We start from the raw sequence: 14,886 nt of genomic DNA on the forward strand, positions 1-14,886 counted from the left end.
GTGGTCACGTCGAGACTGTCTTGCGCCCGCGTACCAACAGGACGAAGGGGATGGCCCCGATCGCGGCGGTGATGATGCCGGCCTGAACCTCACCGGGCGGGGCGATCACGCGGCCGACGACGTCGGCGACCAGAAGCAGGGTGGGGGCGAGCAACGCGCTCAACGGCAGCAGCCAGCGGTGATCCGGACCGGCGACGAGACGGACAGCGTGGGGTACGACGAGGCCGACGAACGCGATGGGGCCCGCCACGACGGTTGCGGCGCCGCACAGAAGGACCACGACCGCGCCGGCACCAGCGCGGGCCATGCCGGTGCGCTGGCCGAGCCCTCGGGCAACGTCATCGCCGAGAGCGAGCGTGTTGAGCTGGGAGCTGAGGGTGAAGGCGAGGAGCGTGCCGACAGCGATGAAGGGGAGCGCCGTCCAGAGGACATCGTTGTCTTTTCCGGTCAGCGATCCGACCTGCCACAGGCGGTACTGATCGTAGGAGCGGGTGTCCTTGAGGAGCATCGCCGTGGTCAGGGAGAGCAGGGCCGCGTTGGCGGCAGCTCCGGCGAGGGCGATCTTGACCGGCGTGGCGCCCTCCCTGCCGAGGGCTCCGATGCCATAGACGACCAGTGCGGCAACGAGAGCGCCGATGAAGCCGAACCACACGTACTGCCCAGGGGCCGTCAAGCCGAGGACGCTCAGGGCGAACACCACTGCGGCGGAGGCGCCGGCGTTGATGCCGAGCAGTCCGGGGTCGGCCAGCGGGTTGCGGGCCACCCCCTGCATGATGGCTCCGGCCAGCCCGAGCGCGACACCGGCCATGAGACCGGCAGCCGTGCGCGGAATCCGGATCTCCCGGAGGATCAGCTGCCCCTTGTCGGCGAGGTCCGGGCTGAAGACGCCGGGAAGGACGTCAGCGGCGTCGACCGGTCCGGCCCCGACGGCGAGGCTGAGCCACAGCGCGCCGATGAGTGCGCCCACAAGGGCAAGCCCGAAGGTAAGGCTCCGAGCCCTACGGGTGCTCTTCTGCCGTGACTGCGAGGCGACTGCCTCGCCCTCCGCTGCCTGGCTCGGCGTCGATGATCTTTCGACTATCGGCAGCCGCGAGTCCCACTCCACTAGGTCTCCTCTTGAACCCCAGGAAGGAATCCTCCCTTGGCGCGACCCCCGCAAGTAAGGTGACCCTAACATTTCGCCGCCAGTAGCCGGAATCATAGGCTCCGCATCGCCTGCGGGGGCTGACCGCGCGGGGTTCGAGCAGCTTTGGGCAAGTCCATACGCAGCGCCCGTGACCCCTTTTCAGGGCGCTGCTTGAGGAGGATCGTCCGCCACGTCTTGGGATGGAGCCCGCTCAGGAAGACAGGGGCTGCCTTACGCGGGCTGTAGCTCTGAGGCGGGTCCGCTGCCGGTGATCCGGCCGGATTCGAGGACGTGGACGGTGTCGGTGTACCGGGTGACGAGCTCTTGCGAGCTCGCCCGCGCGACCGGCAACGTCTTCAACTTCTGAGCCCTGCCCGCCCGGCTCCCTTCGCTCCGCTCCACACCGGGCAGAGCCGAGGGAGCTCTGGGTCACCCGTGACGGTGGACCGCCCGCCCGCCTCACCCGCCCTCCGCGATCGTGGAACCCATGCACCCCGCCGCAGCGCCCCTGCCGTCCTCAGCGCTCTGCTGCTGGCCCTGACCGGCTGTGTCTCCGCCCCCCGGCATCCCCACCAGCCGAACGGCCCCCCGCACAGCTAGGGCGTGTATCGAAAGTGAGTCTGCAGCGGTGAACGATCTTGGTTTCGGTGGCCGGGGACACGGGTGCTCTGCTCCGAAGGCGGCATGGTCCCTCAGTGCCCCGTCACCGCCCGGGTCTGCGGAGGGTTTTCGCGACGGCGACGGTGGTGTGCCAGTGGAAGCGCAGGGCCAGCAGGCGGACGGAGATCGCGATGAGGAACGCGGCTGCGCCGGTGAGGGTGTTGTAGCTGTCGAAGTGGAGCAGGAGTGCGCTGATGGTGGCGCCGATGATGGCGGGGACGGCGTAGAGGTCCTGGTCGGGGCGCAGGACCGGAGGGGTGCGGTTGGCGAGCAGGTCGCGGATGATGCCGCCCCCGATGGCGGTGAGGATGCCCAGCAGGGCGGACGGGACGGCGGCCAGGCCGTTGCGGTAGGCGGTGAGGGTGCCGGTGACGCAGAACAGGGCCAGGCCGACGGCGTCGGCCACGTTCAGTGGCCAGTGGGTGAGGCGGGCGGGCGGATCGATGACGAAGATGATCACGGCGGCGGCCAGGGAGACCCACACGTACTGCAGGTCGACGAAGGCGACAGGTACTCCCTTGTTGATGATGACGTCCCGGATGACGCCGCCGCCGAAGGCCGTCGCGAAGGCCAGGACGCTCAGGCCGATGAAGTCGTATCCCTTGCGCACGGCCAGCAGAGCGCCGGAGACCCCGAAGGCGAAGGTGGCCACCAGGTCGGCGATCTGCTGAGCGGTGCCGATGACGGCGGCTCCGTCCGGTGACGCGAACTGGACCAGGGCATTCACCGGCGGCGCCCCGGGGCAGGGCGAATGCGACGGCGGGCGGGCCGGGTCATGCTCGGACTCCTCCTGGGTGCCGGTCGGTGGTGTGCCGACGCCCCTCTGGGTTCGTTTGCCGAGCCGACGTGCCGCAGCGGCCCGAACAGAGGCAGACCGGCCTGCCGCCGCCCCCTCGGAGGCAGGCCGAGCTGCTGCCCGCTCTTGGGCATCGCTACTCGGCAGGAGTGATGGTGCCGTTCAAGTGGTCGTAGGCGACGTTGCAGTGGAGGCGTACGCCTTGCGTGAGGGCGTCGTCGTTGACGTAGAAGCGCGGGCTGTGGTTGGGGACGAGGCCGCGCCCGCCAGAGGTGGGCACCACGGCGCCGTCATCCGTCAGCTCGCAGTCCTGCGCGCCGAGCATCAGGTATACGCCACCGTACTTGTTGACGAACTCGGAGACGTCGTCGTACGCGAGGGTCGGCGTGGTGACGAAGACTTTCTCGGCGCCGACGACGCTCTTGACGGTGGGCAGGACCGCGTCCGTCCACTTCTTGAGGTTGTGCACCGCCGGCACGTCCTGGAGATAGGTGACCTCGGCGGTGCAGCCGTACGCTGCGGCCGTCTGCTCGGCCAGGGTGGTGAGCCGCTTCTGGACGTCGGCCATGTCCTTCTCGACCGAGCAGCGGATGGTGCCCCACAGGGTGACTGTCTCGGGCACGATGTTGAAGCGGCCGACGTCCTCGACGTGCCCGATGGTCACGGTGATCGGGTCGAAGGCGGACACCTGCCGGTAGAGCTGTCCGACGCCGACCGTGATCGCGCCGGCCGCGGGCATGGGGTCGATGCCCATCCACGGGGTGGAGCCGTGGACCTGCTGCCCGGTGAGCACGATCTTGATCATGCTGGAGGCGCCGAACTGGTTGCCGACCCGGTAGCCGACGTATCCGGTGGGCAGCGGCCCCAGATGCATGCCGAACGCCATCGTGGGCGCGGGGTCGTCGCACGCCCCTTCGTCGATCATCTGCTTCGCCCCGGAGGACTCTCCGGCCGGTGCGCCTTCCTCGGCGGGCTGGAAGACGAACAGCACGGTGCCGGGCAGCTGCTCGCGGACTCCGGCCAGGACGGTGGCGGCTCCCAGCAGCATGGCGGTGTGCCCGTCGTGGCCGCAGGCGTGCGCGACCGGGAAGGGACCTCCGGGATAGTCCTGGTCCACGGCCGTGGAGGCGAAGCTCTCGCCGCTGTCCTCCTTCACCGGCAGCGCGTCGATGTCGGCACGCAGTGCGACGACCCGGTCGCCGGGCTTGCCGCCCCTGAGTACGCCGACGACACCGTGTCCCGAGATGCCGGTACGGACCTCGTCGAAATTCAGAGAGGTGAGGTGGTCCGTGATCAGCTTGGCCGTGTCGACCTCACGGTTGGACAGTTCCGGGTTCTGGTGGAGGTGGTGTCGCCACTCGATGACCTGCTGCTCGACACCCTCGGCTTGTCTGTCGAGCTCGGCGTGGATCGGATCACCGCTCATGGTCCAGCTCCTCGAAGTCGATCCGGCTGACATCCGGAAGCTATGGGCCGCCCCACCGCGCCGCCATCGCTCGTAGGACGAACGGGTGACGGCACGGTGAGGGCTGCATACCGGAAGTGGATCTTCATCCGTGAGGCGCTGCGGTGACCGGGCTCGAGTACCGCCGCTTCCGGCCGCAATTCGGGCGCCGCAAAGACGGGCGGTTATGCAACGGAAGACCGGGAGTCCCCCTTGCATGCCCGTCCGGATCCCTCGGTCACAGCCACTCAGCTATGGCCGCGAGGAGGACGGTCGCCTCGTAGCGGACCGCGAGCTTGTCGAAGCGCGTGGCGACAGCTCGGTGTCTCTTGAGGCGGTTGATCCCACACTCCACCGCGTGCCGCTTGCGGTAGTCAACTGGGTCGAAGCGCGGCGGCCGGCCGCCGCGGGAGCCCAGCCTTTGGCGGTTGCGTGCCTGGTCGGCCTTGTCGGGAATGGAGCAGCGGATCCCGCGGCGGCGCAGGTAGGTGCGGTTCTCGCGGGAGGCGTATGCCTTGTCCGCGCGAACCCGGTTGGGGCGCACGCGTGGTCGACCCGGACCGAGGCGGGGCACGCGGACCTTTGCCAGGACGAGTTCGAACTGCGGCGAGTCCCCGCGCTGCCCGGCGGTCACCACGATCGCCATGGGCTTTTGGCTCTGCTCGACGGCCAGGTGCAGCTTGGTGGTGAACCCTCCGCGCGAGCGTCCCAGTCCGCGGTCTCCGGGCTCTATGCAGACACCGCCTGGTGGTTCCTTCTGCAGGTCGCCCTGTCTTCTGCAGGTCGCCCTGCCTTCGCGCGCCAGCCGCGTGCTGATGGGCTCGGCAGACCGTGGAGTCGACGCTCAGGTCCCACGTGATCGCCCCCTTCGCGTCGGCTAGAGACTGGAGCCGGGTGAGGATTCGGTGCCAAGCGCCACTGCGCTGCCACCGACGAAACAGGTCGTAGACCCGGCTCCACGGCCCGTATTCAGCGGGCACGTCCCGCCACGGAACACCAGTCCGGACCCGGAACCGTATGCCGCCGATCAGCTGCCTCCGTGGCCAGACCGGCGGCGCCCAGTCTTCGTCCCCCTCGGCAGCAACGGCTCAAGCGTTGCCCACTGCTCGTCTGTGAGATCTCCTCGACCCATGAGCCGTCATCATTCACAGCCCAAGATCCACTTTCGATACACCCCCTAGCCCTCGCCGCTGACCGCCCGCCCGCCCCGCTCCCGCGCGACTGGGCGGCACCGATCCAGGACACCCCCCTCGAACCCTCGCCGACACGGGCGGCGGCGCCACCCCGCCAACGCCCGAGGCGGACGCCGGCCCGCTGCCCGGGCGCCGTAGTTCGTACATCTCGGCGTTCACGGAGAAGCTGTACGGGAAGAAGGCCGTCCGCACCCCGTGACCCCGTGACCCCGTGACCCCGTGACCCCGTGACCCCGTGACACCTCGGCGCGGCCGCCCCCGTGACGGCCGGGCCGCCTGACCGAGGGGGGGAGGAATCGCCGTCGGATAAGGTCCTGGTCGCCGATGGCCCGACCGAGGGGGACTGGGATGTCTGACAGAGAGCGACCGGAGGGTGGCGTGACCGCCGTCTCCGGCGACCGCCGCGCCGTGGACCAGCGGATCCGGCGCATACGCCGGCGGCTGGAGCGGCTCATCGGCGTCGCCGCGACCGAGGGCAACGCCGTACGCCCGCTGCGCAACGGCGACGAGATCTTCGCCGCGATGCTGGACGCGATCGGCAGCGCGCGTCACACCGTCGACATGATGACCTTCGTCTACTGGCGGGGCGACATCGCCCGGCGTTTCGCCGAAGCCCTGACCGACCGGGCGCGCGCGGGGGTGAGGGTGCGGCTGCTTCTCGACGGCTTCGGCAGCCGCCTGATCGAGAAGGACCTGCTGGACCGGATGAGCACGGCCGGAGTCGAGGTCGCGTGGTTCCGCAAGCCCCTCCACCTCTCGCCGCTCAAGCAGAACCACCGCTGCCACCGCAAGGTCCTCGTGGTCGACGAGCTGACCGCCTTCACCGGAGGCGTCGGGATCGCCGAGGAATGGTGTGGCGACGCCCGCGATCCCGGCGAGTGGCGGGACACCCACGTCGAGGTCCGGGGCCCGGCCGTGGACGGCGTCGCCGCCGCCTTCGCCCAGAACTGGGCCGAATGCCACACGGAGCTCTTCGACGAGCGCGACCGGTTCGTCGACCATCCCCCGAGCGGGAGCGCCATCGTGCAGGTGGTCCGCGGTTCAGCCAGCGTCGGCTGGCAGGACATGCAGACCCTGATACGGGTGATCCTCGAATCGGCGGAGGAGCGGATCCGTCTGGCGACCGCCTACTTCGCTCCGGACGACTACTTCGTCGACCTGCTCCGCGCCACGGCCCGCCGCGGCGTGGAGGTCGAGATCCTGCTGCCCGGTCCCCACACGGACAAGCGGGTGTGCCAGCTGGCGGGGCAGCACCACTACGAGGCGCTGATCGCCGACGGGGTGCGCATCCACCAGTACCAGCCGACGATGATGCACGCGAAGGTCATCACCATGGACGGCGTCGTGTCCCTGGTCGGCTCCACGAACTTCAACCGCCGCTCCCTCGACCATGACGAAGAGGTCATGCTCGCCGTCATGGACTCCGAGTTCACCGCCGCCCTCGACGCGCACTACGACGAGGACCTCGATGTGAGCGAGCTGATCCGCCCGGGCCGCTGGATGCGGCGGTCGCTCCTCCAGCGGGCCCGGGAGACGGCGGTACTGCCCATCCGCCGCTACCTGTAGGCGGCGGCCTCGACTTCCCGCGGCTCGTCGTCGGACCGTCCCGCCGGCCGCGCGGGCACCGCGTTGAACTGCGCGCCGGTGAGCAGGGCCAGATTGCCGACCCACAGCCACACGAGGAAGACGATGATCCCCGCCAGCGAACCGTAGAGGCGGCTGTAGGTCCCGAACTGGGTGTAGAGGGTGAAGAGCGCCGAGGCCCCGAGCCACAGGAAGGCCGCGAGTGCGCCACCCGGGAACCCCCGGCGCAGGCCACGGGCCTGGACCGGCCCCGTCCGGTAGAGGACCAGGATCAGCGCCGTGACGATCACCAGCAGCACCGGCCACCTCAGCAGGGCCATGACGTCCGTGCCCGGGCGGCCCGCGGCCGCCGCGAGCCGCCGGGCCACCGGGCCGGTCGCGACGAGGCTCGCGGCGCCCGTGACGAGCAGCGCCAGCAGCGCGCCCGAGGTGAGCAGGAGGACGTGGGCGGCCCGCAGGGGCCGACGCGTGTCGGGCAGACGGTGCATCGCGTGCAGGGCGCGCCGGAAGACCGACAGGTAACTGGAGGCCGACCACAGGGCGCTCAGGACGCCGCTGACGAGCAGCGGCCACAGCGAGGAGGGCGAGGAGGTGACGCCCTCCAGGGCCTCCCGGAGCACCGGGGCCGACTGGGGCGGAGCGTACGAGGTGAGGTCGCGGATCAGATGCTCGCGCGTCTCGGCCCCGGCCAGTCCCACCAGGGAGACGGCGACGAGCAGGGCGGGCACCAGGGCCAGTACCGCGTAGTACGTGAGGGCCGCCGCGTAGTCGGCGACGTTGCCCTCCCACAGCCGCACGGCGGTGGTCCACAGGCGGGTGCGGACGCGTTCGAGGAGCTCGGAGGGCCGGCTCCCGGGAGTGCTCCGATGGGTGCGGGGACTGTTCGACGTCACGGAGGTCTCCTGCCCCGCGTGATCGCCCCCACCCCTCTGCCGCGCGGTCGATCACGGGCGGCTGAGGGGTGGGGACGGGGGAGCGGGGTAGGGGGGACGCCGGTATCACATCTGGTTGCGTCCCCTCAGATGCGGTAACTCCGCGTACGGCTTGTGGTGATGAGCCCCCTCACCGCTTCAGTGGCTGAGCAGGTCGAGTATCAGCGCTGAGGACCAGCTGAAGTTCGGGGCGTTCAGCCGGTCCCCGGTCAGGGGGTTGTAGTTCTCCTGGATCGGGCCGTCGCCGGACAGTCCTGAGGCGTTGGCCAGCAGCTTGTGCTTCAGCGTGCGCGCGTCCTTCTTGTAGCCGTAGTTCTCCAGGCCGTTGAGCGCGTAGTACGCCTGGTCCAGCCAGACCGGGCCTCGCCAGTAGCGCGTCGCGCTGAAGTACGGTGAGCTCTTCGACACGGTCGGGAACGGCACTGTGGTGTTGAACTCCGCCGCGTCCAGCAGCTTCGCCCGGACCGCTGCGGCCTGTTTCTTCGATGCGGTCCCAGTCCACAGGGGGACCGCGCCCTCGATGCCGCGACCGCGCTCGGTCAGCAGCCTGTCGCTGCCCAGCGCCTTGTCGTAGAACCAGCCCGTCGACCGGTCGTACATCTGCTCCCGGACGGCCCGGTGGGTCGCCTCGGCCTTCGCCGCCCACTTCGCCGCGCCGTCGCGCTTCTTCAGCGCCTTCGCCATCCGCGCGAGATAGCCCTGGTCAGCGGCCATGTACGAGTTGAGGTCCACGGACTCCTGATTGACGGAGTAGCCGACGACCCTGCCGTTCCCGTCCTTGTTGGGCAGGGCCTTGGTGCCCAGGTCCTTGTCATAGCGCGGCGCGTTGTCCATGCCGCTCTCCCATGCCGCCGCGAGCCGCTGGTCCTCGGCGGTGGCGTTCAGCGGGTCGACCGTGGCACCGTACTCGACCAGTCCGTTCCGGTCGTGGTCACGGGTGCGGTACCACCAGGCCTGGTACGCCTCCAGTTTCGGGTACATCTCGCGCAGGAAGTCGCGGTCGCCCGTCTTCTGGAACACCTCCCACACCGCCCAAGCGGCAAGCGGAGGCTTGGAGTTGCGCTCGTTCCAGTTGCCCCCGCCCTGCGAGGGGTCGTTGTAGTAGATGACGTCCGGGATCATGCCGGCGTCCTGCGGACGAACCGTGGAATCGGGCCGGATCTGGTAGTCGAACATCGACCGGATCTGACTTTTCGCCAGGTCCGGCGCGAACTTCACCGTTCCCACCGCCTGCTTCCAGGTATCCCAGGCCCACAGGCCACCGGTGAAGCCCTTGTACGAGATCGACGGGCTGATGCCGTCGTGCTTGATCCGGCCGGCGGCGCTGCGCCAGTTGCCTATCAGCGTCTCGACCGCCTTCACGGCCGTACGCCGGTCCTTGGCCGGTACGCCCCGGGTGGCCGACTTGACGTAGCGGTCCCACCGCTCGTCCGCGGCGGCGGCCGTGGCCCCGGGCCGGGCGAGCGCGGCCCGTACGGCGGGTGCTTCCCGTTCGCGCTCGGCCTCGGTGAAGGTGAACGACTCGGTCCAGTCGAGGGCTTGACGGTGTCCGGGCCGCAGGGTGAGGGGCGAGGCCGCCTCGGAACGGTAGGTGTCTCCCGCTACGCTCGTCCGCACCGGGTCCTTGTGGACGACCTCGAACCGCTCGGTGCCGTCGGTCATGTAGTCCCAGGTCTCCCGCACCTTGGCGAAGTCGACTCGTACACCGCCCTTGGTTCCCCGGAGCCGCGGCGCGTCCTTCATCGGAGCCTTCTCGGGCCGCAGCAGCGACCCGGTCCAGGCCACGTCGAGCGTGCGGGTCTTGCGTCCGGTGTTGCGCACCTCGGCGTGCACGAGCGCGGTCCGCCGCGAGGAGAAGCGCAGCTCCAGTTCCAGGCTCAGCCCGTCTCCGAGGTCGTAGGACTGGAGCAGCCTGCCCGGCTCCGAGGTGAAGTGGGGCTTCCCGCCGGCCGTCAGGTCCAGCACCTCGCCGGACTCGGTGAGCTGCATCCGGCTGAACGTCTTGCTCAGCCACCAGGGGTACTCCTGCGCGATGTACAGGGGGCCGGTGAACCCGCCGTACGTGGAGGCGTTCCCCGGTTCAGGAAGAGCGTAGGCGTGCCATGCGCCCCTGTCGGCGAACACGTTGATGGGGTTGTTGTCGCCCCCGACGCCGGGATCAGCACTCGTGGGAGAGCCCGTCCGGTCCACGATGTCCGCGTACGTGCTCTTCTGGCTTCCCTTGTTGCCGTGACCATGATGGCCGAGCGGTTCGACCGATGGGGGCGGGGTGGCGGCGGCCGGGGCGGCCGTCATTCCGACGAGAAGTGTGCCGGAAACAAGGGCGACCGCTAGCGCGCGGCAGCGAGAACTCATGGCGTATCCCATCTCTGCAGGTGCTGAATGACTTTGAAGCAAGGTCAATACCCGGTCCGGAGAACAGAAACCGAGCGATCTTCGTACTGGGCGGAGAGTTGCCCGGTGAGCGATCGTCGCGGTCAGGGGCCGGGCCTCTGGTCGAAGACGCGGTTGGCCTCAGTGATGTGGAACATGCGCTCCAGCTGGTGAGGCAGGGGCCCTGTGAGGACGAGACGGGCCCGTTTGTCGTGGTGGGCGATCAGGAGGGTGTCGAGGAGGGCGGAGTCCCCGAATCCGACCCCGCTGAGGTCGAGGAAGAGGAGGATGGCGCCCTCGGCGCGGGCGTCGGCGAGCGCCTGTGCCAGGCAGGGCACGGCTTGCAGGTCGAACTCGCCGGTGGCGTGGAGCCGGCAGGTGGCGTCTGGGTGTAAGGGCTCCCGGTGGACGCTCGCGTTGCGCGGGGCGCTGTAGAAGGAGTGTCCGTCGCACGTGACGGTGTGGATGACCTGGTCGGATGGGTCGCCGCTGGGCATGGCGCCTCACCTCTTCAGGAAGGACGGCCGCGGCGGGCGCGCGCCCAGCAGCTGGCGCCCACGCTCGTCGTGGCGGCCGGTCACGGTTCGGGGGCGTGGTCGAAGACACGGTCGGTGCCGGCCAGCAGCTCGAACAACTGCTTTAGCTGGAGGGGTAGGGGGCCGGTGAGGACGAGGCGGGTCCGTGGGTCGTTGTGGGCCCGTAGGAGGACGTTCAGGAAGGTGGAATCGCCGAAGGTCACGCCGCCGAGGTCGAGGAAGAGCAGGGTGGCGCCCTCGCCGCCGGCGTCGGCGAGCGCCGCTTCCAGATACGGTGCGGCCTCCAGGCCGAACTCGCCGACCGCCTGGATCAGGGCCGTGCCGTCGGCGCGTACGGGTTCGCGGTGGATGTGCGCGTCGCGACGGGCGCTGTAGAGGTAGTGACCGTCGGACGAGACGGTGTAGGTGATCTGGTCGGCCCGGTCGCTGCTGTTCATGGCGGTTCGCCTCCCTCAGGGGTACGGCCGAGGAAGGCGCCCGCCCGGCAGGAGCTGACAGCTGCACTCTGTCCGGCGAGCCGGGCGTGTCGCCCGTGCCCGGCTGGTGCGGCGGCGGCGGGCGCGGAACGGCGGCCTCTGGTGACGTCGCGATCAGCCGGGAGCCCCCGGGCGCGGTGACGACCGTCCCGTGGGTGTGGCGCTTCTCCGGCGTGTCAAGATCAACATCCTGAACGTCTCCCATTCTCATGCGGCCGCGCCCGGCCGCTGGCGGCTGAAAGGCCTGTTCGGCAAGGACTTTGGACCCAGAGGTCCGCCCGCACCATGCCCGACGCGTGCGTGCCTTTCAGGCCCTGACCGAAGTCGGCTACGTGGGTGTCCCCGAGGAAGTACTGGAGGGCGTCCCCGAAGATCCGACGTGCGGCACTACAGCGCGGCCCGCGTGGCGGACGCGGTTCTTCGGCACCCGCTGGTCCGTCCGCGCGGGCCGACGGTGCCCGGCGCGGCCGCGCCGGCGCGGCGGGCGCGGGACGTCGGGGTGGCGGGCCTCGCGGGTGGGATGCCGCATCCCGCCGTGCTGGCCACCCTCCAGCGGACGGCTGGAAACGCGGCCGTGACGCGTTGGGTGCAGAGTCAGGAGGACGAGCCCGACGGCCACGGCGACCAGGAGCCACGGCCCTGCTGCTGGCCCTGCTGGCCCTGCTGGCCGCCCATGGCCGGCAGGCCGTCTACGTGCCCGGCCGTACGGTCAACCGCATGTCCGGGGCTTACCGGGGAGAGGCGGAGAACGATGCCCGGGACGCCGAAAGGGAATCCCGCCCGCTCCTTACCAGGAACGGGCGGGGTCTCGCGGCGCGCGGAGCGGGACGGGTCCTTGCCCGTGCGTCACCCGGGCGGGCGGCGCGTCACATCGTCGGTGCCTCCTCGATGAAGGTGTCGAGGACTCCGTCGGCGACCTTGACCGGGCCCTGGGGCCGGGTGGTGCCGGGGATCGTCCTGATGGCCGCGGCTTCCTTCGCCAGCCGGGCCGCCTTGTCGAAGTCGGCCCGGCCGCGGCCGGGGCGGTGCAGTTCGGCACGCATGCCGTCCAGGGAGCTCCGGAACGAGGCACCCCACAGGTCGAGGGCGTCCAGCCAGGGCTTCGTCTCGGCCAGGAACGCCGGGTTGTGCTTCATCCCCGTACGGATCTGCCGGGGCGCGTCGGCGAGCTGGTCGGCGTACGCGCCGAGGGTGCTCAGGGCCGTCGCGCGCCCGGTGCGGCCGCCGCCGTCCCACGTCTTCTTGAAGGCGGCGATCCTGGCGGCGAGTTCGGGCGCCTGAGGCTGCCAGGCGGTGGGGCCGAACGTCGGTGCCAGGTGTTCGGTGTCGAAGAACGCCAGCAGGGCCCGCGCCGTGCGCTGGTCACCGCCGGCCAGGTGGTCGGCGGCCGCTCGCCACGTACGAGCCGGGTCGTAGTCGTTGTCGTTCCAGGCGAAGGACGCGCCGCCCATGAGCGCGACCTTGCTGGGCTGGGCCTGGTTCATCGGGTTGAGCACGATGCCGTTCAGTGCTTCGTGCAGACCTGCTTCGCGCTTGTCGTAGGGGGCCATCAGGAGCCGGCCTTCGGTCTGGCCGAAGTCGTTGACGGGGTAGTTGTCCCAGAGGAACACCTTGCGGCCCCACACCTTGGCCGCCGCGTCGGCGTCGGCCTTCGAGATCGAGGGGGGCACGACGTCCGTGCCGGTCCACTGGACGATGACCTTCTGGTCGAGCTGTTCGCGCAGCACCTTCTTGTACGCGGAGTCCGCCGTGTCGGAGTACTCCGTGGGTACGAACTGGAGCGGCTCGGCGCCCTTGTGGGTGTCGATGAACTCGCGCTGGACCGCGTTGAGCAGGTCGGTCTGCGCCTTGCCTGCGGCGGCCCGGCCCGGGGCGCCGTACTTGGCCTCGTCGCCGGCGCAGTTCCACTTGGTGTAGCTGATGTCGTCGAGTGCCACGTAGAAGCTGCGGGCGCCTTGCTCGTACAGGGCGCCCATCTTGTTCTTCATGGCGTCGAGGTCGCCCGGGTCGCTGTAGCAGATCGACAGGCCCGGGGACAGGGCGTAGGTGAAACCGACGTGGTGCTTGCCGGCCTCCTGGATCAGCTCGCGCAGGGAGGCGAGCTTGTCGGCGGGGTAGGGCTCACGCCACTGGTCCCGCAGGTACTTGTCGTCCTTCGGCGTGTAGATGTAGGTGTTGGCCTTGATCTCACCGTAGAAGGCGAGTTGGTCGAGGCGGTCGCTGTGGGACCAGGGGGCGCCGTAGAAGCCCTCGATGCTGCCGCGCAGCGGCATGCTCGGGTGGTCGGTGATCGACACGGACGCGATGGTGCGCTTGCCGGTGACCAATTGGCGCAGGGTCTGGGCCGCGTAGTACACGCCGTCGCCGTCGTTGCCCGCGAGGACGACGCGGTCGCCGCCCGGCGCCTTCTTCGTGACGAGTGAGTAGCCCTCGGGTACCAGGGTGTGGGGCACCGTGCCGCCGACGTCCCGCAGCGCGGAGGCGACGTCAGGGTCCTTGATAGAGCCGACGACGACGCTCAGCGCGCCGTGGGCGGGCGGCTTCTGGGCGTCCTGTCCGGCCTTCGTCGTCGTGATGTGGCGGACGCCCGCCGAGGAGAGGGCGCGTTCGACGACGGCCGTGGTGGCGGCGTCGACGTCCTCACCGACGACGATGTTCGCCCGCCCCCTGGCGTGGATCTCCTTGCCGGCCGCCGTCATCCGCTGAGGAGTCGGGGTGACGACGGGCAGTGTGCCGCGCTTCGCGGCAGCCGCCCGCTCCCCGGCAGCCGGGGCCGGGCCGTCGAGCGCGTGGGCGGGGGCGGCGAACGCGCCCAGGGCCATGGTCAGCGCGGTACCGACGGACAGTAGTCGGAACGGGCGGGGGCGGCGGACGGGAGGACGAACGGGGTCCTGCTCGACGGGTCGTTGGCGAGCGGGGGCCGGGCGCGAGGGACGTTGGTAAGCAGACATCGGTAGTGTGCCTCCACGACGTTGTGGATCGTCGCCCGTCAGCGACGAATAAGGTCTAGACCACCACCAGGGTGCGTTTTAAGTCAACTTGCCACTTAAGCACTAAAGTTCAGTGACTTAATCGCCTGGCTCATGAGTGGGCGTCAGTAGTATTCGGCCGCGTACGGGCTGTCGCCGCCGGTCCCCTCCAGCGCCAGGGCGAGGTGGCGGTCGTGGCTCTTGAAGCTGCGGGAGCCCGGACAACGCTGGAAGGCGTCCCGCAAGGACGGCTTCCACGTACTGCGCCACACCTACGCCTCGACCATCCTCGTCGAGGCCGGGGAATCCGTCGTCACCCTCGCCCGCTGGTTGCGCCACTCCAGCCCGACCATCACCCTTGACCACTGCGCTCACTTCATGCCTGAGGCCGGTGGAAAGGGGCGCGCTGAGGTCGACGCACTGCTCGGCGTGATGCCTGAACCAACCCCAGAAGTCCTCACCCTCACCTGAGAGAAGGGCTGGCACGGCAGGTACTGTGCCACCCGTTCTCGTTGTACGGACTGCGCGACATCGAGGAGCCGCATGGCAGCCCGGCCAGCACTCTGAGTGACGGGTGCGGTAGTAGACGGGCTTCCGTCTGGTCGTGCGGGGGGGTGGAGCCGCAGGCCGGGCAGCCGGCTGTCCGCTCCACGGGGTCGTGCGTTCTCCCCGGATTCTCCCCAGGGCTCCGGAGCGCCGCATTTCGAGGAGTTCTCCAGCCTCCGACTGTGATCGTTTCATCGTCGTGAACTGCCCGTGAAACGCAGAGCGGTGCCATGTACATTTCACGTACTCGG

Annotated in this window: 10 protein-coding genes and 2 pseudogenes; 3 read left to right on the forward strand and 9 right to left on the reverse strand. The window is 69.8% G+C overall.

Annotation, left to right across the window (positions count from 1 at the left end; all coding sequences use genetic code 11):
• Positions 1-4: 4 nt before the first annotated feature.
• The 4 genes and pseudogenes from ACZ6J5_RS28215 to ACZ6J5_RS28230 all read right to left on the reverse strand — a co-directional run bounded on the left by ACZ6J5_RS28215 (position 5) and on the right by ACZ6J5_RS28230 (position 5,158).
• Positions 5-1,081, reverse strand: a complete 1,077-nt coding sequence (locus ACZ6J5_RS28215) for a FecCD family ABC transporter permease (RefSeq protein WP_469396378.1) — start codon at positions 1,079-1,081, stop codon at positions 5-7.
• A gap of 748 nt (positions 1,082-1,829) precedes the next feature.
• Entirely contained in the window at positions 1,830-2,513 is a 684-nt protein-coding gene (locus ACZ6J5_RS28220; protein WP_469396129.1) for a trimeric intracellular cation channel family protein, read from the reverse strand.
• 205 nt (positions 2,514-2,718) lie between these two features.
• Positions 2,719-4,008, reverse strand: a complete 1,290-nt coding sequence (locus ACZ6J5_RS28225; RefSeq protein ID WP_469396131.1) for a M20 metallopeptidase family protein — start codon at positions 4,006-4,008, stop codon at positions 2,719-2,721.
• 256 nt (positions 4,009-4,264) lie between these two features.
• A pseudogene (locus ACZ6J5_RS28230) lies at positions 4,265-5,158 on the reverse strand (IS5 family transposase).
• A gap of 385 nt (positions 5,159-5,543) precedes the next feature.
• Between ACZ6J5_RS28230 and ACZ6J5_RS28235 the strand changes: the two are divergent.
• Positions 5,544-6,785 (forward strand): phospholipase D-like domain-containing protein, encoded by a 1,242-nt coding sequence (locus tag ACZ6J5_RS28235; RefSeq protein ID WP_469396133.1) that lies wholly within the window; start codon positions 5,544-5,546, stop codon positions 6,783-6,785.
• Here the strand turns inward: ACZ6J5_RS28235 and ACZ6J5_RS28240 are convergent.
• The 4 genes from ACZ6J5_RS28240 to ACZ6J5_RS28255 form a co-directional block, all read right to left on the reverse strand.
• Complete coding sequence (locus tag ACZ6J5_RS28240; RefSeq protein WP_469396135.1) at positions 6,776-7,696, reverse strand: YihY/virulence factor BrkB family protein; 921 nt, start codon at positions 7,694-7,696, stop codon at positions 6,776-6,778. The genes ACZ6J5_RS28235 and ACZ6J5_RS28240 overlap by 10 nt on opposite strands.
• A 177-nt stretch (positions 7,697-7,873) precedes the next feature.
• Complete coding sequence (locus ACZ6J5_RS28245; RefSeq protein ID WP_469396136.1) at positions 7,874-10,030, reverse strand: MGH1-like glycoside hydrolase domain-containing protein; 2,157 nt, start codon at positions 10,028-10,030, stop codon at positions 7,874-7,876.
• A gap of 182 nt (positions 10,031-10,212) precedes the next feature.
• A complete protein-coding gene (locus ACZ6J5_RS28250; protein WP_469396137.1) occupies positions 10,213-10,605 on the reverse strand; it encodes an STAS domain-containing protein in 393 nt (130 codons plus the stop codon).
• An 80-nt stretch (positions 10,606-10,685) separates the two neighbouring features.
• A complete protein-coding gene (locus ACZ6J5_RS28255) occupies positions 10,686-11,081 on the reverse strand; it encodes an STAS domain-containing protein (protein WP_469396139.1) in 396 nt (131 codons plus the stop codon).
• 690 nt (positions 11,082-11,771) lie between these two features.
• Between ACZ6J5_RS28255 and ACZ6J5_RS28260 the strand changes: the two are divergent.
• A pseudogene (locus tag ACZ6J5_RS28260) lies at positions 11,772-11,885 on the forward strand (IS110 family transposase); the annotation flags it as partial.
• Positions 11,886-11,986: 101 nt separating this feature from the next.
• Here ACZ6J5_RS28260 and ACZ6J5_RS28265 read toward each other — a convergent pair.
• Positions 11,987-13,942, reverse strand: coding sequence for a beta-N-acetylhexosaminidase family protein (locus ACZ6J5_RS28265; RefSeq protein WP_469396141.1), 1,956 nt, complete (start codon positions 13,940-13,942; stop codon positions 11,987-11,989).
• A 348-nt stretch (positions 13,943-14,290) separates the two neighbouring features.
• On the opposite strand from ACZ6J5_RS28265, the gene ACZ6J5_RS28270 reads away from it, so the two are divergent.
• A complete protein-coding gene (locus tag ACZ6J5_RS28270) occupies positions 14,291-14,560 on the forward strand; it encodes a hypothetical protein (protein WP_469396143.1) in 270 nt (89 codons plus the stop codon).
• Positions 14,561-14,886: the final 326 nt, after the last annotated feature.

Source organism: Streptomyces sp. NPDC042100 (assembly GCF_055582325.1).